This window comes from Amycolatopsis sp. NPDC039088 (genome assembly GCF_055598845.1).
This window is the reverse complement of record NZ_JBVKAE010000024.1, coordinates 39,965-61,563: the sequence shown is the minus strand read 5'-3', so window position 1 is coordinate 61,563 and position 21,599 is coordinate 39,965. Positions and strand designations below refer to the sequence as shown.

Below are 21,599 nucleotides of genomic sequence, written 5' to 3'. Positions count from 1 at the left end.
CTCCTACTGGGTCACGGACTGCGCGCGAAGGTGTTCGACGGCGAGGCGGGCGGCCTCGCCGATGGCGGAATCGACCGCGGGCAAGCGGTCTTCGAGGGAATCGGCGCGGGTGAACACCGCGACGGCGTAGCGGCGACCGTCCACATGGATCACCACCCCCGCTTCGTTACGGACCGAGGGCAGCGTGCCGGTCTTCGCCGCGATCGCCACTTCCGCGGGGAAGCCGGACGAGATCCGGTGCGGCCAGATCTGCTGGGCCATGATCGTCCGTACCCGTTCGCAGGCGGCCGGGTCGCCCGCTCGGTCGGTCCAGATGGCGTCGAGCAGCGTGGTGATCTCGCGCGGGGTCGACGACGTCGTGCGTTCGGGGTCGACCACCGCGAGCTTCCACTGCTGTTCCTCGGTGGCCGCGGCGAAAACAGCTTCCAGATCGTCGTCCGGTCGCGCGCCGAGGTCGGCGATCACCGAGGCGAACAGGTCCTCGCAGCAGCCGATCAGGCGGGTCCTGACCAGTCCGAGGTCGGTGAGCACCTGGTCGATCTTGTCCTGGCCGATCCGGTGGTAGATCAGGTCGGTCGCGGCGTTGTCGCTCATCGTCAGCATGAAATGCGCCAGGTCGCGCCAGCTCATCTCGACGTCGTCGGCGCACCCGGCGGTGCCGACCCCGCCGATCCGGTACCGCGCGGTGACGCGGATCCGCTCGGTCTCGTCGAGCCTGCCCGCGGCCACCTCGCGGGCGAAGGCGACCGCCACCGGGATCTTGAACACCGAGGCCAGCACCACCGGATCGTCCGCACCGACACCGACTTCGGGGCCATCCGCGACGCCGACCTCACGCGCGTGCACGAAACCGCGGGCACCCGCGTTCGCGAAGACGGCCTCGATCTCGCCGCCGATTCCGGTCATCGGCTCACCCGCCGGTCGGCGCGTCCCGTGTGGACGAACAACGCCCGCCCGCTGCCGTCGTCGCCGACGAAGGCGTGCGGCATGTGCAGGCCCAGCTGTCCGCTTTCGGCGACGAGAGTGTCACCCTGGTACCCGAGCAGCTTGTTCTTCTCCGGCTTGCCGAGATCGGCGAACGCCCCCTTCGGCGTGCGTTCCAGCCACAGGCCACCGTCCTCGTCCTGGCTGACCACGATGTCCGCCACCTGCGAGGAGTACTCGCCCACGTACCGGGAAGGGTCGGCGGGCGCCTCAGCGGCGTTGGGTTCGGGCAGCGGCGGGACTGCGACCCCGGCCAGATCGCCGAGGACCTTCCGGAAGATGTCGAGGTAGAGGTGCAGCGGCTTGCCGCCGTTGGTCAACAGCGCGACCGCGACGTTGCTGCCAGGCACCACGCGGAGGAACGCCGACTGGCCGATGGTGCCGCCGTCGTGGCCGATCACCGGGCCGCCGTCCCAGTCGAAGATCATCCAGCCGAGTCCCCACGCCCCACCCATCAAGCCGAGGTAGGGCAGTTCGACCTGCCGCTCCCACATGGCGCGGGCTGTTTCGGGCTTGAGCACCTGGGTCCCGTCGTCGGCCCGGCCCTCGTTCAGGTGCATGCGCACGAAGGTGAGCAGGTCACGTGGGCGCATAGCGAGGTGCGAGCCGGCGGGGATGTTCGAGCGGGTCAACGCCCAGACGGGCGCCGCGACCGGTTCATCGTCCGGCGTCGGCTGGACGTGGCCGATCGCGGCGCGGTAGCGGATCGCGTCATAGGGCCCGGTCGCCGCGTGGGTCAGGCCCAGCGGGGTGAACAGGTGGTCGCGCAGGCAGTCGTCGTAGGACTTGCCGCGCAGGACTTCGATGATCCTGCCGAGCACGCAGTATCCGGCGTTGTTGTAGGAGAACATCTCGCCAGGGCCGAACAGCTGGGGGACGTCGGACAACGTCGCCACGAGCTTCGCGACACAGTCGTCACCCTGACCGGTGTCGGTGAAGATGTCGCCTTCGAAGCCGGAGGTGTGACAGGTCAGCTGCCGCACGGTGATCCGTGACGCGGCGTCTTCGTCGGAGAGGGCGAATTCGGGAAGGTAGGACCGGACCGGCTTGTCGAGGTCCAGCCGCCCCTCGTCGACGAGCTGCATCGCGAGGGTGGTCGTCCACACCTTGGTGATCGAACCGATCTGGAATACGGAGTCCACAGTGGACTCGACGTCGGTACTCTTGTTCAGCACACCGGCCGCGTGGTCGATGACCTCACCGTTGGCGAAGACCGCGATCGCCGCGCCGGGTACGCGGTGTTCGGCCAGCAGGGCCGGGAGGTTCTGTACGAGCCAGGCATCGATTTCGGAAAGTTTCGACATGAACGTCCTTGTCCGTGGAAAGAGTGGTCCGGCGGTTCCCGGAATGCTAGGACGGTGACGGGCGTCACCGGTTCGTGCGGAACGACGAGAGCGGCGGGAAAATTCATCCGCGCCGACGAATCATTCGCTCCCGGCCCCCTGGATCCTGAGCCATTCGACCGCCCGCGCCGCGGCGAAACCGATGAACGCGTCGCGTTCCGGCACTCGCGACCGCGCGTCGACGGCGTCGGTGAAAATCCCTACCGCGTAACGGCCCCCATCCGGGTACTCGACCACGCCGACCTCGTTGCGCACCGACGGCAGCGTCCCGGTCTTGCCACTCACCCGGATCCCGTCGTCCGGGAACCCGGACCGCAGCCGGTGCGGCCACACCTGGAGTTCCAGCCAGCGCCGGACGTCCGCGCACGCGCTGGGCGACGCCGCCTCGTCACGCCAGATCAGCCCGAGCAGCCGGGTGATCTCCTCGGCGGTCGTGGCGCAGGTGTGCGCCGGTCGCAGCGCGCGCAACGCGGTGAGCTTCTCCATCGGAAGCTCCGTCAGCAGCTTTTCGTCGTCCTCGTAAGTGATTCCGAGGTCTTCCCCGATGCTGCCGAGGGTCTCACCGCAGTCCTGCGTGACGGTGGTGTGTTCGAAGCCGAGTCGTCGCAACGAATTCTCCGTCGCTTCCTTCCCGACTCGCTCGAGAATCAGGTCCGTGGCGACGTTGTCGCTGATCCCGATCATCAGGATCGCGAGATCGTGCCAGGACATCGTCACCTCGTGCCGGAACGTCGCCAGTCCGTACGGGCTCGGGGTGGGATGCCCGGGGGCGACGGTGATCCGCTCACCGAGATCGAGCCTTCCCTCGGTGGCCTGCCTGGCCAGCTCCAGCGCGACCGGCACTTTGAACACCGACGCCGTGACGACGGGGGTGCCTTCGTCGATGCCGATCCGCCGCGTGCCGTCGATTTCGGCGGCGTGCAACCGGACGCGGACACCCACCTCCTTGGCGCGGTCGTTGATCGTTTCGATGACTTCGGACGCGGTGGGCATGGCGCTCCTGTCTGAGGGTGGGGGGGGGAGGGCGCAGGTCAGGGTGAGGCAAGATGTCGTGTCCGGGCGGGACACAAAATCCACACAGTGCCGCACGACAGTCCCGGTGACGACCACATCCGGTCTGTCTACTTAGGACTCGCCTCGGAGAAGGTGAACTGCGCGGGTGTCTGCGGTACCCAGAACGCCATGACCGCGGTGATCAAGGTGGTGCCGATGAGGAAACCGAACGCGGCGGTGTAGGAGAAGGTGTCGGCGAGCCAGCCCATCGCGACCGGGGCGACCGCGCCGGCCACCTGGCCACCGAAGTTCATCACCCCCATGCCGATCCCGGTGACCGCCGTGGGAAGAACCCGCAGCGGAAGACCGAAGACGGCCATCGTCGCCATACCGAAGACCGCGAGGGCGAGCGTCTCGTAGAGGGTGAATTCCGCCGTGCTGTCCGCGTTCACCATCAGCGTCAGCAGCACCACGGTCACCAGGGCGATCGAGCCGAGGTACCAGCGGCCGTGGTCGTGGAAGTAGCGGTCGAACAGCCAGCCACCGAGGATGGTCGTGCCGATGCTGACCAGCATCGGGATCGCGGCCAGTACCCCGGTCTGGCTCAACGACAGCCCCCGCGACTCCAGCAGGTAGCTGGGTACCCAGGTGATCATCCCGTAGTTGAGCATGTTGGTGACGCAGAACAGCAGGGTGAACTTCCAGATCACCGGGGACTTCAGCACCTGCTTGCGGGAGACCTCCGGCGTCTTCGCCTCGTCACGGGGAAGGCTGCTGAGCGATTTCGGCAGCGCCTTGGGCAGGATCGCCCAGACCACGACGCCGATGAACGCGCCGATCCCCGCCATCCAGAAGAACGTGTGACGCCAGCCGACGGCCATCAGCAGTGGCCCGACGATCAGCGGTGCCAGTCCCGCGCCGATGCCGCCCGCCGACAGCATCACCCCGGTGACCGTCGCCCGGTTGACCGGCGTCGTCCGCTCCGCGATCGCCTTGAACGACGCCGCCGGGAAAAGCCCTTGGCACACCCCGAAAAGCCCGCGGACCACGAGCAGCATCCCGAAGGTGCCCGCCATCCCGGTCATCGCGGTGAACACCGACCAGAGCAGCAACGTGACCAGCATCGGCCCCCGGGAGCCGTAGCGGTCGGCGAGGAATCCGGCCGGGATCTGGCAGACCATGTAGACCAGGGCGAACACGGTCACGAGCCAGCCCTGCTGGGTCTTGCTGAGGTCGAACTCGGCGCCGATCATCGGCAGCGCCATCCCGATGGAGAACCGATCGATGTAGTCGACCGACCAGGCGAACACCATCACCACCATGGTGATGACCGCCGTCCGGTTGATCCGCCGCGCCGTCCAGGTGTCCTCTTTGACCACTGTCGCCATCACGCCTCCGCCGAAACCGTTGGGAGAGAAGGAGAACGACGCACGCTGTCGGGACCGGTAGCCGTTCCGGTGTCGCGCCGATCACCTATTTTGAACAGCGGGTGAACAGGAGAGTTGGTTCGATCCCACGAACATCCGGCGGTCTTTCGGGCCGGGGTCACCAACCTTGGCCGAGAGTCAGGTCTCTTCGGCGGCGGGAGGCCCGGTCCGCGCTTCGCCGGGTAGCAGCCGGAGTTGCAGCATGGCGGCGAACCGCTCCCCCGCGTCGTCGAGGTCGATCTCGCCGACTTCGGCCAGCCGCCGCAACCGGTAGCGGAAGGTGTTGGGGTGGACGTAGGCCGCGGCGGACGCGGCACCGATGTCCCCGAAGGCGTCCAGCCAGCACCTGAGGGTGTGCACCAACTGCGACTGATGCTGGGCGTCGTAAGCGAGCAGCCGCGCGACGGGACCGGTCGCGACGTCTCCCCTCGCCGCGGCGAGATCAGCCAGCTCCAACATGAGCGCGTCGACGTGGACGTCCTCGACGGTCGCGACGCGTTTGGCGCCGCCGTTGGTGAGCAGCACCCGCAACGCGCGGTCGGCGCCGTCGCGCGAGGCACGCAGACCGGAGCCGTCGAGCGCGAGCGGTCCGATGCCGATCGCGGCCGCCGCCCGGCGTCCGGTGCGCTCCAGGAACGTCGACGCGACGCGGATCGAGCGCTCCTGGCAATCTGCGTGGCTACCCGGCATCGGCACGATGCCGTAGGCGACGTCGCCCACGAGGGCGACGGCGGACCGTGGCTGGACGGCGCTGAGGTGCATGGCCAGCGCGTCGGCGACCCGCTGCCGGTCCGCGACAAGCCGGAGGTCGTCGTCCGGGGTCGGCGCCCCGAGCAGGCCCATGGCGAGCACGATCGACGGCTGGCCGAGCAGACCGAGCCGGGCGATGGCCTCCGGCGCGGCGGCACCGCCTTCGAGCGCGGTACTCACCAGGTCCGCGCGCAGCCGCCGTTCGACGTCGGCGCCCGCGCGCAGCCGGAGCATGTGCAACGCGACGAGTTTGGCCGCGTCGATCAATGCCTGGGTCCGTTCCTCGCTGAGCGGGTTCCGGACCGCCGCCCAGATCGAGCCGAGCACCTCGTCGCCGGCGCGGACGGCGAGCGCCACCCGCGGGATCACGATCTCGTGGGCGTCGTACCGTTGCGGGTCGACGTACACGGGCGTGTGCTCGCGGTACAGCTTCTCGAAGATGCCGTCCCGTTCCAGGTTTCGGGTGAACCGCTCCGGTACCTGCCTGCCGAGGATGGTCTCGACCCGCGATGGGTCGGCTTCGTCCTGACGCCCGGAGAACGCGAGGACCCGTGAGTTGCGGTCCTCGATGGTCACCGGCGCGTCGAGCAGCGCGGCGATCGCGTTGGCGAGGGCGAAAAGATCACCCGAGGGCATTCCGCCGAGCGTCTGCGGCGAGACCTCGCCGACGTCGCCCTCCGCGAGCAAGGTCCTGAGCATGGCGGCGAGCTGGGCCCAGGAAGCGCCGCTGGCGAGGCCGAGCAGGGCGACCCCGGTCGAGTCCGCGACCCGGCGGAGTTCCGGCGTCGGGGTGACGGGAGAACGGACGACGAGTGCCGCCGCTCCCCTCGCACCCACGTCGTGCAGAAGACCGACGACCTCGTCGTGCTCCCGCACCCCGACGCCGAGCACGACGGCGGAGGCGGGAAATTCCGACTCGTCGTGCGGATCGTGGATGACCACCCCGCCAAGGTGCTTGCGGGTGGTCCCGCCGACCGCGACCGGCTCCAGGAGCACGTCCCCGAGGTCTTCGAGGACGCGTCCCAAACTCGTGTGCGGCTTACTGGGCACCGGTGTCAGCACCCCCCGAAGTTAAACCCGGCCTCACCGAACCGAGTGGTCCGATCCGACCAAATCTAACCCCGGAATTCGTAGTTGGCTACGAACTGATCCACGCTTTCGTTTTCGTGACCTCGTCCAGCAGGTCCGGAATCGGAGTCACCCCGAGGCCCGGACCGGTCGGCACCGGCAGGTGGCCGGACTCGAGCACGAACGGCTCGGTGATGTCCGTGCGGTAGAACCGGCCGGACGCCGAGGTGTCGCCGGGGAGCGTGAACCCGGGCAACGAGGCGAGTGCGACGTTGGCCGCCCGGCCGAGACCGGTCTCGATCATCCCGCCACACCACACCGGGACCCCGTGCGCGGCGCAGACGTCGTGCACCCGGCGGGCTTCGAGGTAGCCGCCGACCCGGCCCGGTTTGATGTTGACGATCTGGCACGCGCCCAGCTTGATCGCGTCCGCGGCCGCCCTTGCCGAAACGATCGACTCGTCGAGGCAGATCGGCGTCCGGATGCGGCGCGCCAGTTCGGCGTGCCCGAGGACGTCCTCCTCTTCGAGTGGCTGCTCGATCAACAAGAGGTCGAACGGGTCCAGCCTGGCCAGCAGCGGCGCGTCGCCGAGGGTGTACGCGGTGTTCGCGTCCACCTGCAGCACCACGTCGTCACCGAAGCGCTCCCGGACCTGCCGGACGGGCTCGACGTCCCAGCCGGGCTCGATCTTCAGCTTGATGCGCACGTAGCCCTCGTCGAGGTATCCGCCGACGACGTCGAGCAACTGCGGGATGGAGTCCATGATGCCGACCGACACCCCGCAGGCCACGAAGTCGCGAGTGGACCCCAGCTCGGCGGCGAAGGACCGGTCATGCGCCCGGAGTTCGGCGTCGAGCACCGCCATCTCCAGCGCCGCCTTCGCCATCCGGTGACCCTTGAACTTCGCCAGCAGCGGCGTCACCTTGTGCGCGGTGAGGTCGCCGGCCCGCAACAACGCCGGGATCAGATGGTTCCGCAGCACGTGCTCGGCGGCGTCGTTGTACTCCGACGAGTAGAGCGGCGCCTCCATCGCCACGCATTCGCCCCAGCCCTCGCCCGCCGGGGTCACCGCGCGGACGAGCAGCAGTTCCCGTTCGGCCTGCGTCCCGAACGACGTCCGGAACGGGGCCACGAGCGGCATCCGGACCCGGCGCAGTTCCACACCGCTGAGTTTCACGACTGCTCCTTCGAGATCACGTACCAGCCGGCACGATCGAAACCGGCGACGTGGGCGTTGTCCGCCATCAGTCCGCCGAGGACTTCGCGCAGGGCGACACGCCACGCGTTACCGCGACCGGGATCGGTGCGGCGTAACCGTTCGACGTCGGACGGGACCGCGACGAGCACGGTCTGGGTGTCGGCGGGACCGACGAGCGGACCACCGTCCGCGTCGATCGAAAGCGCCTTCGCCGCGCCCAGTGCTCCAGAGTCGATCAGGACGGGTTCACCGAGGGCGGCGGCGCGGACGTCCGGACTCGTCAGGTCCCAGCCGACCATCAGCCGGTCGGTGTCGCCCGAACCGTTGATGCTGTCCTCCATCGGACCGTAGAAGTCGGGCAGGTAACCGATGGGGCGCGCGCCGAGCTTCCCCAGGTTGAAATAGGCGTTGCGCCGCACCAGCGGATCGAAGGTCCAGGTGATCACCGAGACGTCCTGAAGCAGCGCCCAGCCGCGCTGGTGCAGTTTGAGCGCGTGACCGATCCCCCGGCCCACGCCCGCTTTGGCGACCCCGGCGATGTGACTGTGCAGGCTCGCCTTTCCCGGATTCCCGAAGAAACCGAAGCAGGCCCCCAGAAGTTCACCGTGTTCGAACGCGCCCGCGACGTAGTTCCCGGCCGCGGACATCGCCCGGAGCAGCTCCGTGCTCACCGGACGGGCGCCGGGCGCGGATTTCCAGATCGACTCGAACAGGTCCACGACGGCGGCCAGCTCGGCGATTTCGGTGAGTTCGCGGATTTCGACGCCCGAAGCCACGGCAGCGGCCCGCGCGGCGGCGACGGCTTCGTCGCGCACCTCCGCCGAAGCCAGGCTTTCCGTATTCGTCGCAAGATTCGTCACGGGACAATCCTTTCCCGGCTCGGTGGCCGAGTCACCGTCGTGCCGTACCAGATTCGCCCGCGGGATTCGTCGCGCCGGACGGGCCCCGCTTCGCGAGGACGTTCTCCACGAGCGCGGCCAGCAAAGCGGTGCGCCGCGGCAATTCCGCGACGACGACGTGTTCGTGATCCGCGTGTGCCCCGCCGCCGACGGCGCCGAGACCGTCGAGGGTGGGAACGCCCATCCCCGCGGTGTAATTGCCGTCCGAGGCGCCGCCGACGGACGCGGCGGTCAGTTCACCGAGACCGAGTTCGTCCGACAATTCCCGGGCCAGCGCGAACAATCCCGAGGACGAGCCTTCCTCCAACGGCGGCCGGTTGATACCGCCGGTGACCCGGACGACGGCGTCCTGAAGAACCGATCGGAGGCTTCGGATGGCCCGATCGACGCGGAGTTGCTCGGCCTCGTCCCACACGCGGACGTCGACCTCCGCCTTCGCGGCCGCGGGGACGGTGTTGACCGTCGTTCCCGCCGAGACGACGGTGGGTGTCACGCTGGTCCCGGCTTCCGGGTCGGCGAGCGCGGCCACCGCGAGGATCTGATGCGCGATCTCGATCCCCGCGTTGACCCCCTTCTCCGGTTCGAGCCCGGCATGCGCCGCGCGACCGGTCACCTCGACCTGGTAGTGGGAAACGCCTTTGCGACGGCATTTCAGCGCACCGCCGTCGGCCGAGGCCTCCAGCACGAACGCCGCGTCACAGCCCGCCGCCGTTTCCTCGATCAGGGCGCGCGACGACGGCGAGCCGATCTCCTCGTCGCCGGTGACCAAAATGGACAATCCGGCACGATCCGGGACGACCGCTGCGGCGTGCAACGCCATCACCACCCCGGCCTTCATGTCGAAACAGCCGGGGCCGCGCAACACGCCGTCCTGCACGGAAAACGGATGGGTCTCCAGCGAACCGTGCGGCCACACCGTGTCGTGATGACCGAGGAGCAGCACGCGCCTCGGCCCGTCGCCGAATCGCCAACGCAGATGGGTGACTCCGTCGACGACGATCCGCTCGGGGTCGACTCCCAGCAGCCTCCGGCCGAGTCCCGCCACGACCTCGGCGCTACGGGCCACGGCGTCGTGATCCGACGACGGGGACTCGCAGCGGACAAGCGTCTCGATGTCGGCGAGCAGTTCGCTCATCGCGGCTCACCGCGCAGCGGCTTGCCGGGGAAGGCGTCGGTGCGCAGATTTCCGTCGGTAATGACGGGAACGCCCGAAACGAACAGATGCCGGACACCGACCGAAGGCCTCGTCGAATCGAAATAGGTGGCCGCGTCGGTGATGGTGTTCGGGTCGAGGACGACGATGTCGGCGTCCGCTCCGACGTCGAGCCTGCCCTTGGCCCGCGCGGCGGGGGCGACCTCGTCGAGGACGCGCGCCGGCAGGTAGGAGCAGCGCCGGAACGCCTCCAGCCAGGTCCATGCCTTGCTCTCGCGCACCATCAGGCGCAACGTCTTGGCGTACGTCCCCGCCGTCCGCGGATGCGTCGCGCCGCCGGGCGGCAACGGCCATTCGGTACTTTCGCTGGTGCCGTTCTTCCAGTACACGGGCAGCGCGTCGCTGGCGACGATGGCGTCCGGGAAAACGAGCGCCTGGCGCAGCAGGTCGAGGTCGCGAGGGTTGCTTTCGTCGAGGAACTCCAGGATGCACGGCGCTCCCGGCTCCTCCTCGCGGACCTGAAGCAGACGGCCCTCGTCGGCGATCCGCTCCCCCGACTCCAGCATGATCACGCTGGACGGCGAGAGCCCCTTCATCTTCAGCCGCTCCGGTGAAAGGAAGGCCGCGCCGATCCCCGTGCTGCCCGCGCCGTACGGATAGGCCTCGACGGTCACCCGCGACCCGGCCGTCCGGCTCGCTTCCAGCGCGGCGAGCACGCGGTCGATCTGGTGGCCGGAAGTGCTGTTGACGTGGCAGTGGTGCATGGCCGCGCCGGTCTCGGCCGCGACGATCGCGATCTCCTCCGAGCCGTCGACAGGGGTCGCCGGGTCCACTTCGACCAGTTCACGGACGTGGGTGTAGGTCGGCGCCCCGGCCTCCTTGGCGAGCCGGGCGAGCGCCACGAACTCACCCGGATCCGTCAGGGGCGCGTAGCCGAGCAGGACGCCGACGCCGAGCGCACCCGCGGCCAGCTCACCCTCCACAAGGGACAGCCAGGCCGCCAGCTCCTTCGGCGAGGAAGACCTTTGCCAGGAAGGGTTCCCGAGCACGGCGAGCCCGCTGTCGATGTTCGCGTCGGGCTCGATCCCGGCGAGCACCTGTGCCCTGGCGGACCCCCACGACGCGGAGAAACCGTAATGCAGCGGACGTCCCGCCGCGGCAGCCTCGGCGTAGGCCCGCTCGATCGGCATCAGCCCGGCTTCGAGGTCGAGCGCGGTCGTGACCCCGTCCATCGCCTGCAGCCGCTGGCCCGCGATGGTGTGCACGTGACTGTGCAGGTCGATGAAACCGGGGCCGACGACGAGCCCGGAGACGTCGATCTCCGTGTCTCCCGCTTCCGACGGCAGACCCACCCCCACGGCGGTGACCACCCCGTCCGTCACCAGCACGTCGGCCGTGCCGTCGAAGCCCGTCGCCGGGTCGATGACACGACCGCCACGCAAGAGTGTCCGCATGCTTCGCCTCCTAGGATCGCCTCGTTCATGGCGACCCTAGGAGGTTTCGAGAAGCGTCCGTTCGTAGCGAGCGACGAATCGGGGGGCCGGGATCCATCCGCCCGCACGAACTCCCGGCAACGCCTCGAAGCGGCCTGGTCCGTGAAGGACTCCTTGAGGGACTCTGGGTCCCTCAAGGAGTCCTTCACGGACGCGAGAAACGCCCCACACGTCGCCGCGCCGGATCGCGATCAGGGGGCGAAACGCAAGTGCGCCCGGAGCGCGTTTAGCGGGCTAAACGCGAGCAGTCGGTCCACGCGTCCGGGGCTTGGCGTCACGATTGTCCCAGCGTCACGGGCGATCGTCCCGGCGGGTAGTGAAGGGCCCCTTCACTACCCTGAGGGTAGGCAAGGAGGCCTTCACGGCGCGATGACTCATACGCCACGTTTGAGTTACCTCTCTCTAACCGTCACTACCACTCACGAGGCGTTCAGCGGTTCCGGTGTTCGGCGATGATCTCCGCGTAGCGGTGACCACTCGCCTTCACCGTGCGGACCTGCGTGTCGTAATCGACCCGCACGAGCCCGAACCGTTTGCTCAGCCCGCTGTCCCATTCGAAGTTGTCGAGCAGCGACCAGGCGAAATAGCCCTTCACCGGCGCTCCCGCCTCCGCCGCTCCCGCCACCGCGCCCAGGTGTTCTTCCAGGTAGGCGATGCGGTCGGCGTCGTCGATCGAACCGTCCTCGGCGACCTTGTCGTCGAAGGCGGCTCCGCTTTCGGTGACGTAGATGGCCCGCGCGCCGTACTCGTTGGCGAGGCGGTGGATCAGGTCCGCGAGGCCCTGCCCGTGGATCTCCCAGCCCATCGCGGTGGTGGCGGCCCCCTCGACCGGCACCTGCCGGGCACGTGGCGCGGGACCGGCCGGGTCGTCCTCGACGATCTGCCGGAAGTAGTAGTTCAGCCCGTGGTAGCCGACCGGGGTCGAGATCACCTCGAGGTCGTCGCCGACCACGGGTGGTTCGACGCCGTACACCTCGATCATGTCCGCCGGATAGCCGCGCCCGTTCGCCGGGTCGAGCCACCAGCGGTTGACGTGGCCGTCCATCCGGGCCGCCGCTTCGACGTCTTCGGTGGACTCGGACGCGGGCTCGATCCCGCTGAGGTTGAGCACCAGGCCGACGTTGGCGGGTTCGGCGGCGTTCGCGGTGATCGCCTGTACGCCGAGGCCGTGTGCGAGCAGGAGATGGTGCGACGCGTGGATCGCCTGCTTGAGATCCTTGATTCCGGGAGCGAAGCGGCCTTCGAGGTAGCCGAGCCAGGCCGAGCACAGCGGTTCGTTGACGGTGTTCCAGTCCTTGACCCGGTCACCGAGCCGAGCCGCGACGACGGCCGCGTACTCGGCGTAGGCGTAGGCCGTGTCGCGTTCGGGCCAGCCGCCGTTCGCCTGCAGCGCCGAGGGCAGGTCCCAGTGGAACAGCGTGGCGAACGGCCGGATCCCCGCTTCGAGCAGCGCGTCGACCAGCCGGTCGTAGTGGTCGAGGCCGAGCGCGTTGACCTCGCCGCGGCCGGTGGGGATCACCCGCGGCCACGCGACCGAGAACCGGTAGGCGTCCAGCCCCAGCCGCTTCATGATCTCGAGGTCCTCCGGCCAGCGCCGGTAGTGATCGCACGCGACGTCGGCCGTGTCACCGTTCAGGACGGCACCCGGGACCCGGACGAAGTCGTCCCAGATGGACGGGAGGCGGCCGTCGACGTCGACGGCGCCTTCGACCTGGTACGCGGCGGTGGCCGCACCCCACAGGAAATCGGCGGGAAGGTGCAGGTTCAAGGCAGACCTCTCGGTATCGGGACGGCGCGTCATTTCACGGCGCCCGCGGTGAGCCCGGCGACGAGATAACGCTGGAGCAGAAGGAATCCGGCGACGACCGGGACGGAGACGATGAGCGAGGCGGCCATCACCTGGTTCCAGTAGACCTGGACCTGGGTGGAGTACTCCTGCAGGCCGACGGCGAGGGTCCGCGTACCCGAGTCGGTCATCACCGACGCGAACAGGACCTCGCCCCAGGCCGTCATGAACGAGTAGATCCCCACCGCGACGATCCCCGGCATGGCGGCCGGGATCACCACCCGGATCAGCGCGCCGAGCGGTCCGGTGCCGTCGACCATCGCCGCCTCGTCGAGTTCCTTGGGGATCGAGTCGATGTAGCCGGCGAGCATCCAGATGGCGAACGGCAGCGAGAAGGTCAGGTAGGTGACGATCAACCCGAGCCGGGAGCCGTACAGCACGATGCCGGTGGTGTTGCCGATGTTGACGAAGATGAGGAACAGCGGCAGCAGGAACAGGATGCCGGGGAACATCTGCGTGGACAGGACGGTCATCTTGAAGAAGTTCTTGCCCCGGAACCGGAACCGGCTGAGCGCGTACGCCGCGAAGATCGCGATCAGGACCGAGAAGATCGCCGCCGAACCGGAGATGATCAGGCTGTTCACGAAGTACTCGGCGAGCGGGATGGTCTCCCAGATGTCGAAGAACGGCTGGATGGTCAGCGTCGTCGGGATCCATTCCCATTCGCCCTGCACGTCCCCGAGCGGCTTCAGCGACGACGAGACCATCACGTAGAGCGGCACCAAGGTGAACAGGGCGAGGAAGCCGAGGACGAAGCGGCGGGCCCACGGGACCCAGCGAGGCTCAGACAACGGCCTTCCTCCTCCGCGAGGTCAGTCCCAAGTAGACGGTGCTGACGATCAAGAGGAACAGCAGCAACAGCACCGACATCGCCGAGCCGAGGCCGAAGTTCCAGGTCACGAAGGAACTCTGGTAGATGTGGATCGAGATCAGTGACGCCTCCTTCGGGGCGGACGCTCCGAAAAGGACATACGGCGTGTTGAAGTCGTTGAACGTCCACAGGAACAGCACCAGCAGGAGAACCTGGTTGACCGGCCGCAGCATCGGCTGGGTGATCGCCTGGAACTGCCGCCACCAGCCCGCGCCGTCGATCGCCGCCGCCTCGTAGAGCTCGCCGGGGATGTTCTGCAAGCCGGCCATCACGATCAGGAAAGCGAACGGCCAGTTGCGCCACACCGAGACGACCACCAGCGACCAGAAGCTGTTGTCCCCGATCAGCCAGAAAGAGTCGGTGCCCAGCAGACTGTTCACCAGGCCGGTGTCGCGCTGGAACATGAAGGACCAGGTGATCACCGCGGCGTACATCGGCAGCGCGTACGGCACCAGGAACAGGGTCCTGAGCACACCACGGCCCCGGAAGTTCTTCTGCATCAGCACGGCGGCCGACGTCCCGAAGAGCCAGCAGAACCCGACCGAGAGGACGGTGTAGACGACGCTGATCCAGAACGAGCCGAGCAACGCCTTGCCCGCCGCGGAGTCGAAGTCCAGGACGAACTTGTAGTTGTCCAGTCCCGCCGCCGGGGCGGACGAGAAGTCCCGGATGGAGAACTGCGTCAGTTTGAAGAAGCTCATCACGAGCCCGGCCACCATCGGGATCAGGTGCACGAGCAGTTCGAGCAGGATCGCGGGAAGCAGCAACAGGTACGGCAGCGCGACCCGGCGCCGTTCGCGCCGGACGCGCCGGGGTCCGGACGCCCCGGCCGCTTTCACGGCCGGGGCGTCATCGAGCGTGGTCGGCATCAACCACCGGCCGCGATCTGCTGGTCCGCCTGGTTCAGCTGGTCCCGGATCTTCGCGTCGTCGACCGGTTTACCGGCCGCGACGTCCGCGAACATCGTCTTCATGGCTGTGCCGATCAGCGTCTCGAACTGCGACTCCTGCGGCACCTGCGGCATCGGCTCGGCCGTGTTCGCGAGCACGCTCTGGAAGACCTTGACGTCCTCGGTCTGGAACGCCGCGTCGCTGTAGGCGTCCTGGACGGTCGGCAGTGAACCGTAGGTCTTGTTGAGCAGTGCCTGCTCCGGTGCCGAAACCATGAACTTCACGAAATCCAGTGCGGCGTCGGGGTTCCTGGTGTTCTTGAACACCGACATGTTGATGCCGGCGACGAAGCTGGTCACCTTCCGGCCGTTCGACGGCGCGGCGGCGGGCAGCGGGATCGGCGCGACGCCGAGGTCGGCCATGTTCATCCCGATGTTCTTGAACGAGCCGGCGGAGGCCTGGTTCATGAACATCGCGGCCTTGCCGTCCGACAGGTCCTTGAGCGACTTGGCGGTGTCGGCGTACTCGGCGTTCGACGGGTTGACGATCTTGTCCTTCTGCATCAGGTCGACGAACTGCCGCACGGCCGCGACCGACGGATCCGAAGCCAGCTGCGGCTTGCCGTCGGGGGTGAAGAATTGCGCACCCTGCTGGGCTCCGAGGATCGCCGCGTGGTGGCTGTTCTCCGTGACCTGACCAGCCTGGAGCGAAAGACCCCACTGGCCCTTGTCCGGCTTGGTGAGCTTCTTGCCGTCCTCGACCAGTTCCTCCCAGGTGGCGGGCGGCTTGGTGATCCCGGCCTCGGAGAAGAGCTTCTTGTTGTAGTACAGGCCGTACGCCTGGCCGTAGAGCGGTACGCCGACCGGCGGCTGACCGCTCGCCCCGGTGGCCGCCAGCGACGGGCCGAGGAACCGCGACTTGCCCCCGACCTTCTCCAGCGCGGCGTCGTCGAACGGCAGGAAGGCCCCGGTCGCCTGGAGCGAGGCCGACCAGGTGTTGCCGATGTTGAGGACGTCCGGACCCTTGCCGGAGGTGGTGGCCGCGAGGATCCGGTTGAGCAGATCCGTCCACGGGACGACCTCGAGCTTGACCTTGATCCCGGAGGCCTTCTCGAACTTGTCGAGTTCGGGCTGCAGGACGGCCTTGTCGTTGTCGAGACTGGTGCCCTGGTTGGACGCCCAGTACACGAGCTCCTTGGGAGCGCTGGACGACGTGTCGCCGCCGCCGCACGCCGTCGTGGCGGCAGCCGCCAGCGCCAGGACGAGCGCGGGCGCGATCTTTCCGATTCGCATCGATGGTCCTCGGGGTGAGTGGCCAAGCCGCATACCCGTGTGTGACACGGGACACGCCTTATTTCAGGGCTTGAGTTAAGCCGTGGCCAAGCTTGCCGTCAAGCCCTGAAGCCACTTCGTGCCTCGCTACTTTCCAGTGAGCACGTCGAGCGCTTGGCCGCGATGCGCGGCGAAGAGATCGAGAGCTTTCTCGCCGTCACGGGCACGCAGTGCCGACGCCAGCCTCCGGTGTTCCTCCGGAATGCTCGCGAGGTACCCCTCGGAGTTCACCCCGATCCGGGTCAGCAGGAACAGGTGGACCTGCGACCGGATGGCCTGCCAGGCCTCGTTGAGCCGACGATGTCCGGAAGCCGCGTAGACCGCGTCGTGGAAGTCGATGTCGCAGCGCACCATCTCGTGCTCGTCGCGCGCCCGTTCCATCCGCTCGACGACGTCGTCGATCGCGGCCAGGTCCGCGTCCGATGCGGAAGCGACCACCAACCGGACGGCGAGCTGTTCCAGCGCGGAGCGGAGACTGTCGAGTTCCGCCACGTCCACATCGGACAGTGTCGTGACAAGGGCACCCCGATGCCATTCACTGCGAACGAGTCCCTCGCGCTCCAACCTGAGCAGCGCCTCGCGCACCGGGCCGCGGCTGACGCCGAGCGCGGCCGAGAGCTCCACTTCGCGCAACTGCGCGCCAGGCGGATAGGCGCCGCCGAAGATGGCGTCCCGGACCCTGTCGGCGACCTCGTCCGCCAGCCCACGACGACGCGCCGGCACCACCCGCGCGGGTTCGCTCATCGCTCATCCTTCCTCTGGAACGCCTGATCGTAGCGACGGCATCACCGGCTTCACTTTGTCCTAATGTTAACATTGCGACAAGTGCTCGCCCGCCGGAAAGGATCTCCTCGCCATGACCGTCCTCGACTCCCCGATCCCGCGCTTCCACCTCGCCATGCCCGTCGACGATCTGGCCGCCGCGCGCACCTTCTACGGCGACGTCCTCGGCCTCGAACAGGGCCGTAGTTCCGCCACCTGGATCGACTGGAACCTGCACGGCCATCAGTTCGTCACGCACCTCGCCCCGGAGCGGCCACAGCGGATCCACAACCCGGTCGACGGACACGACGTCCCCGTCCCTCACTTCGGCCTGATCCTCACCGTGCCGGAGTTCCAGAAGCTGGCCGATCGACTGCGGGCCGCGAAGACGCAGTTCGTCATCGAGCCTTACGTCCGGTTCGAGGGGCAGACGGGCGAACAGTGGACGATGTTCCTGCTGGATCCGGCGGGCAACGCGCTGGAGTTCAAGGCGTTCGCCGACGACTCTCAGGTCTTCGCCGCTTGATGCGTGCCGGCCTGGCGAGCGTCCGCACCGATCGATAATCCCAGGGTTATCGATCGGTGCGGATTCCCGCGTTGATCAAGCCTAGGCGCCGGGAGAGGCTTCTCCTTGTCAGCGAGCCGCTGACCACCGAAGACCAAGGAGATCGCCACCATGTTCGACCCCATCCTCCTCCGGGCCGCCGACGCCGAGATCGTCAGCGACGCGCCGGGCAGCGACATCGCCCTGCTGGCGGACTCCGACACCACCGACGGCGGCTTCACCGCGAACCGCGCGACCCTGAAGCAAGGCGTCTTCGGCACCCCGGCCCACTTCCACACTCGCGCGACTGAATTCTTCTTCGTGCTCGAAGGAAAGCTTCAAGTCCTCGTTGAGGAAACCTTGCACACTTTAGAAAAGGGCGATTTCCTCGCCGTACCGCCCCGGGTGCCGCACGCCTTCGGGCCCGCCGCAGACTCGGACGCCGACGTCCTGGTGACCTTCACGCCGGGCATGGCCCGCTTCGACTACTACCGACTCCTGGATCGGGTCGCCCGCGGGGAAGCCGCTCCTGCCGAGATCGCCGCGTCTTCGAAGCAGTACGACAACCACTACGTCGACAGCCCGATCTGGCGCGCGGCACGCGGTCGGTGAGCGTCAGTCGATGACGGCGGTCGCTTCGACCTCGACCAGATGCTCGGGCACGTCGAGTGCGGCGACGCCGATCAGGGTCCCCGGCGGGACCGGGGTGCCGCCCAGTTTGGCGGCTGCCCGATCGACGCCTTCGAGGAACAGGGCGAGCTTGTCCGGAGTCCAGTCGACGACATAGACGGTCAGTTTCGCGACGTCGTCAAAGGTGGCGCCGGCCGCCGTGAGCGCGGTACCGATGTTCAGGTAGCACTGTTCGACCTGAGCGGCGAGATCGCCTTCGCCGACGATGGCGCCTTCGGTATCCCAGGCGACCTGCCCCGCGACGAACACCAGCTTCGACCCGCTCGCGATCGAAACCTGCCGGTAGGCGGGGATCTCCGGCAGTCCCGCGGGGTTCACGAGGGTGATGGCCATGCTGTCGTACTCCTTGCCTTAGTCACTTGTGGTTACCCAGAAACCGTAGGAGAGTGTGAAGCGACCTGGAAGAACGCACTTTCTCGTGACTGGGGAACCCGATGGTGACCAAGCAGCTCAGCGGCACGGCGGACGACGCGGATCTGACACGGGCGGACTCACTGGCACGCGAGATCTTCTCCGACGTCGCCAACAAGTGGGCACTGCTGATCATCGAGATGATCGGCGACCGCACACGGCGGTTCACCGAACTGCGGAACGACATCGAGGGCATCAGCCACAAGATGCTCACCCAGAACCTGCGCATGCTGGAGCGCAACGGCCTGGTCGAGCGGACCGTGCATCCGACCGTGCCGCCGCGGGTCGACTACACCCTCACCGAGGCGGGCCACGGCCTGCGCGCGACGGTCGACGGCATGTGCGACTGGACCCACCGGTTCCTCGGCCACATCGAAAAGTCTCGCCGACGGTTCGATAGGCCTGTTAACGGTTAACGCCCTGGCCAGGGCACTGTCCGGTTCACTTTCCCGCAGCGCGGGCCTATGCTCGTCGCGTGATGTCCGGCCGAGCGGAACCCCGGCCCGAGTTCGAACGGTTGCTGCGCGACGGGCCCTTCGCCGACGCGCTGCGTGAGGCCATCCGGGCGCGTGGCCTCAGCCTGGAACGCCTTCGCGACCACCTGCGTGCCCGCGGCGTTTCGATCACCGCCGCGACACTCAGCTATTGGCAGTCCGGACGCAGCCGCCCCGAACGCCGGGATTCCGTGCTCGCCCTCCGCCACCTCGAGCAGGTGCTGGAAATCCCGTCCGGCTGCTTGACCACGTTGCTCGGACCACCCCGCGCCCGCGGCCGATGGCCCGCCCGCGCCGACGGCCTGCCGGAGATCGGCCGGTTCTGGCCGGACCGGACGCGGATCGACGCGGCCGTCAGCGAGGTCGACACCCGATGGGACGAACGGCTGACGAGAATCAGCCAGCACGACGTCGTCTTCGTCGGGCCCGGCCAGGAGGAACTCGCGTTCCAGTCCCGGCAGGTGCTGCGCGCCGAAGCCGACGGCCCGGACCGGTGGGTGATGATCGTCCACATCGACGAGCACGACCGGCCACTGCCGCGGGTGACCTCGCTGCGAGGCTGCCGTCCCGGCCGGAGCGTCCACCGCCCCGAAGACGGTCTTCTCGTGATGGAACTACTCTTCGAACGACCGCTCGCGAAAGGCGAAACGGTCATCACCGAGCACACCCTGTCCAACAGCGCACCGTTCCCGCACGCGACGAACTACGAACGCAAATTCCGCCTTCCGGTACGGGAGTACGTACTCGAGATCCGGTTCTCCCCCGGGCTCCTTCCGGCGCGATGCCGTCGCTATTCCGAACAGGACGGGCAGCAGGCGGAATGGACCGAAGTTCTTCCGGGCGATGATTCCGTGCACGGGGTAGCCCTGAATTTCGGGCCCGGCCGCTTCGGATTCGCCTGGGATTGGGACTCTTAGAGCGTGTCTCATGTGGTGCTTTTGTGGGGCTTCACACCTTCCCTGCCCGCGAAGGCGCCTACGCGTCTCTAAGTTTGTTGCTCAGCGCAGTTGTTTGGCGGTCCGCTGTTCCCTATCGGGTGAAATGAGCCAGGCGTGAACGCTACGCAAATCGGGCTAGCACACCTGTTCGAACGCGGGTATCGTTGGAGTCGTGGCCAGCGAAAACAGTCCCCAGACGGTGCGCTCCGAGTGGTGGCGTGCCGACACTGCGACGCTGCACGCCCGCAAGCAGGAAATCGAAGTCTTGAAGCGGCAGTTGGAGGCGGAGCAGTACGCGATCCTGGCGGAAATCAATTCTCGCGGTGTCCGTGGATGCTCGGGTCATTCGACGCTGGCTGCGTTGATTTTTGAGGACTTTCAGGTGACGGACAAGGAAGCCGGAGTCCGTGCTGACCGGGTGCTGGCGTTGCATCCCGGACCGGCTATCGGCGGAGACCCCGAGCCGCCGCTGGCACCCTTGACCGCCGAGGCTGCGGCGGAGGGTGCGATCGGGGGTGCGCAGATCGATGCGATCATCCGTACTCTCGCCCGGATCCCGTCCACCGTTCCGAAGGAGGACGTGCGAGGCGGGGAGAAGATCCTCGTCGACCTCGCCCGCCGCGCCGGACCACGGCAGATCGCCCGCGCCGGACGACGCCTGCTCGACAAGCTCGACCCGGACGGGAAAGAGCCACGGAGTGAGGATCCGAAGGACACCCGGCCGGAGTTGCGGTTCGTCAAACACCGTGACGGCACCCTCGGACTCAAAGCCAGACTCGACCTGGAAACCTACGCGCGGTTGAAGTCCGACCTCGACCCGATGGCCAAACCCCACAAGGCCATCGACGGGGTCCGGGACTCCCGCACTCAAGACGAGCGCTATGGGGATGCGTTCACCGACTACGCGCGACTCAAGACCACCAGCCGGAACCTCCCCGGCCAAGCCGGGGAAGCCACCCACATCCTCGTCACCATGTCGTATGAGGACCTGATCAACGACCTCGGCGAAGCACATCTGGATCTCGTCGGGCCCATCAGCGCCACCGACGCCCGCATCCTCGCCTGTGATGCCCGGGTCCGGCCCGGAGTCCTCGGCACCGCAGGCGAACCATTGGACATCGGTCGCTCCAAACGCACCGTCTCCCTCGCTCAGAAGTACGCGTTGACCATCCGCGACGGCGGGTGCGCGTTTCCCGGCTGCGACATGCCGGTGCCGCGCTGCACCGCGCACCACATCGTCTTCTGGCGACACCACGGCGAAACCAAAATCGACAATCTCGTGCTGCTGTGCACGAAGCACCACCGCTTGATCCACCACAGCGAATGGAAAGTCGCCATCGCCCAAGACGGACTGCCAGAGTTCACCCCGCCTGCTTATCTCGACCCCACCGGAACTCCAAGGCGCAACACCATGCACCTCAGAACATAGACCGAGCGGACGAGGTGACCGCCGGTCACCAGGGAGGATGCTCTGGTGCCTGCACCACACCTGCCTGAAGCCGACCAGCGCGGAG

Annotated in this window: 20 protein-coding genes; 5 read left to right on the top strand and 15 right to left on the bottom strand. The window is 67.8% G+C overall.

Annotated features, from left to right (window positions below):
* Positions 1 to 3: 3 nt before the first annotated feature.
* From ACZ7KI_RS27925 to ACZ7KI_RS27860, 14 genes are all read right to left on the bottom strand, one after another.
* The gene (locus tag ACZ7KI_RS27925; protein WP_470276031.1) at positions 4 to 906 is read right to left on the bottom strand and encodes a serine hydrolase; all 903 of its coding nucleotides are present in this window, start codon (positions 904 to 906) and stop codon (positions 4 to 6) included.
* The gene (locus ACZ7KI_RS27920; protein WP_470276030.1) at positions 903 to 2,288 is read right to left on the bottom strand and encodes a serine hydrolase domain-containing protein; all 1,386 of its coding nucleotides are present in this window, start codon (positions 2,286 to 2,288) and stop codon (positions 903 to 905) included. Before ACZ7KI_RS27920 ends, ACZ7KI_RS27925 begins: the two co-directional genes overlap by 4 nt.
* Positions 2,289 to 2,408: 120 nt before the next feature.
* Positions 2,409 to 3,320, bottom strand: coding sequence for a serine hydrolase (locus ACZ7KI_RS27915; protein ID WP_470276029.1), 912 nt, complete (start codon positions 3,318 to 3,320; stop codon positions 2,409 to 2,411).
* A 128-nt stretch (positions 3,321 to 3,448) separates the two neighbouring features.
* Positions 3,449 to 4,708 carry an MFS transporter gene (locus ACZ7KI_RS27910; protein ID WP_470276028.1) on the bottom strand — a complete coding sequence of 420 codons (1,260 nt, stop codon included), beginning with the start codon at positions 4,706 to 4,708 and terminating at the stop codon, positions 3,449 to 3,451.
* Positions 4,709 to 4,885: 177 nt separating this feature from the next.
* Positions 4,886 to 6,559, bottom strand: coding sequence for a PucR family transcriptional regulator (locus ACZ7KI_RS27905; RefSeq protein ID WP_470276027.1), 1,674 nt, complete (start codon positions 6,557 to 6,559; stop codon positions 4,886 to 4,888).
* Positions 6,560 to 6,635: 76 nt separating this feature from the next.
* A complete protein-coding gene (gene menC, locus ACZ7KI_RS27900) occupies positions 6,636 to 7,742 on the bottom strand; it encodes an o-succinylbenzoate synthase (protein WP_470276026.1) in 1,107 nt (368 codons plus the stop codon).
* A complete protein-coding gene (locus ACZ7KI_RS27895; RefSeq protein ID WP_470276025.1) occupies positions 7,739 to 8,623 on the bottom strand; it encodes a GNAT family N-acetyltransferase in 885 nt (294 codons plus the stop codon). Before ACZ7KI_RS27895 ends, menC begins: the two co-directional genes overlap by 4 nt.
* A 31-nt stretch (positions 8,624 to 8,654) precedes the next feature.
* On the bottom strand, positions 8,655 to 9,797 hold the full coding sequence (locus ACZ7KI_RS27890) for a M20 family metallopeptidase (RefSeq protein ID WP_470276024.1): 1,143 nt from the start codon (positions 9,795 to 9,797) through the stop codon (positions 8,655 to 8,657).
* Positions 9,794 to 11,269 (bottom strand): amidohydrolase family protein, encoded by a 1,476-nt coding sequence (locus tag ACZ7KI_RS27885; RefSeq protein WP_470276023.1) that lies wholly within the window; start codon positions 11,267 to 11,269, stop codon positions 9,794 to 9,796. Before ACZ7KI_RS27885 ends, ACZ7KI_RS27890 begins: the two co-directional genes overlap by 4 nt.
* Positions 11,270 to 11,738: 469 nt before the next feature.
* Positions 11,739 to 13,076: a GH1 family beta-glucosidase gene (locus tag ACZ7KI_RS27880; protein WP_470276022.1), complete on the bottom strand. Its 1,338-nt coding sequence runs from the start codon at positions 13,074 to 13,076 to the stop codon at positions 11,739 to 11,741.
* A 29-nt stretch (positions 13,077 to 13,105) separates the two neighbouring features.
* Positions 13,106 to 13,945, bottom strand: a complete 840-nt coding sequence (locus ACZ7KI_RS27875; protein WP_470276021.1) for a carbohydrate ABC transporter permease — start codon at positions 13,943 to 13,945, stop codon at positions 13,106 to 13,108.
* Positions 13,938 to 14,894 carry a carbohydrate ABC transporter permease gene (locus ACZ7KI_RS27870; RefSeq protein WP_470276020.1) on the bottom strand — a complete coding sequence of 319 codons (957 nt, stop codon included), beginning with the start codon at positions 14,892 to 14,894 and terminating at the stop codon, positions 13,938 to 13,940. Before ACZ7KI_RS27870 ends, ACZ7KI_RS27875 begins: the two co-directional genes overlap by 8 nt.
* On the bottom strand, positions 14,894 to 16,207 hold the full coding sequence (locus tag ACZ7KI_RS27865) for an ABC transporter substrate-binding protein (RefSeq protein ID WP_470276019.1): 1,314 nt from the start codon (positions 16,205 to 16,207) through the stop codon (positions 14,894 to 14,896). The genes ACZ7KI_RS27870 and ACZ7KI_RS27865 overlap by 1 nt, the downstream gene beginning before the upstream one ends.
* Before the next feature lie 126 nt (positions 16,208 to 16,333).
* Positions 16,334 to 16,990, bottom strand: coding sequence for a GntR family transcriptional regulator (locus ACZ7KI_RS27860; RefSeq protein ID WP_470276018.1), 657 nt, complete (start codon positions 16,988 to 16,990; stop codon positions 16,334 to 16,336).
* 112 nt (positions 16,991 to 17,102) lie between these two features.
* Here ACZ7KI_RS27860 and ACZ7KI_RS27855 point away from each other — a divergent pair, with 112 nt between their 5' ends.
* Positions 17,103 to 17,534, top strand: a complete 432-nt coding sequence (locus ACZ7KI_RS27855) for a VOC family protein (RefSeq protein ID WP_470276017.1) — start codon at positions 17,103 to 17,105, stop codon at positions 17,532 to 17,534.
* Positions 17,535 to 17,684: 150 nt separating this feature from the next.
* Positions 17,685 to 18,164 carry a cupin domain-containing protein gene (locus ACZ7KI_RS27850; protein ID WP_470276016.1) on the top strand — a complete coding sequence of 160 codons (480 nt, stop codon included), beginning with the start codon at positions 17,685 to 17,687 and terminating at the stop codon, positions 18,162 to 18,164.
* 3 nt (positions 18,165 to 18,167) lie between these two features.
* On the opposite strand, the gene ACZ7KI_RS27845 is transcribed toward ACZ7KI_RS27850, so the two are convergent.
* Positions 18,168 to 18,575, bottom strand: a complete 408-nt coding sequence (locus ACZ7KI_RS27845; protein ID WP_470276015.1) for a RidA family protein — start codon at positions 18,573 to 18,575, stop codon at positions 18,168 to 18,170.
* A gap of 101 nt (positions 18,576 to 18,676) precedes the next feature.
* Here ACZ7KI_RS27845 and ACZ7KI_RS27840 point away from each other — a divergent pair, with 101 nt between their 5' ends.
* From ACZ7KI_RS27840 to ACZ7KI_RS27830, 3 genes are all read left to right on the top strand, one after another.
* Positions 18,677 to 19,069 carry a winged helix-turn-helix transcriptional regulator gene (locus ACZ7KI_RS27840; RefSeq protein ID WP_470276014.1) on the top strand — a complete coding sequence of 131 codons (393 nt, stop codon included), beginning with the start codon at positions 18,677 to 18,679 and terminating at the stop codon, positions 19,067 to 19,069.
* Positions 19,070 to 19,131: 62 nt separating this feature from the next.
* Positions 19,132 to 20,064: a helix-turn-helix domain-containing protein gene (locus ACZ7KI_RS27835; RefSeq protein ID WP_470276114.1), complete on the top strand. Its 933-nt coding sequence runs from the start codon at positions 19,132 to 19,134 to the stop codon at positions 20,062 to 20,064.
* Between the two features lie 193 nt (positions 20,065 to 20,257).
* Positions 20,258 to 21,514: an HNH endonuclease signature motif containing protein gene (locus tag ACZ7KI_RS27830; RefSeq protein ID WP_470276013.1), complete on the top strand. Its 1,257-nt coding sequence runs from the start codon at positions 20,258 to 20,260 to the stop codon at positions 21,512 to 21,514.
* Positions 21,515 to 21,599 lie beyond the last annotated feature (85 nt).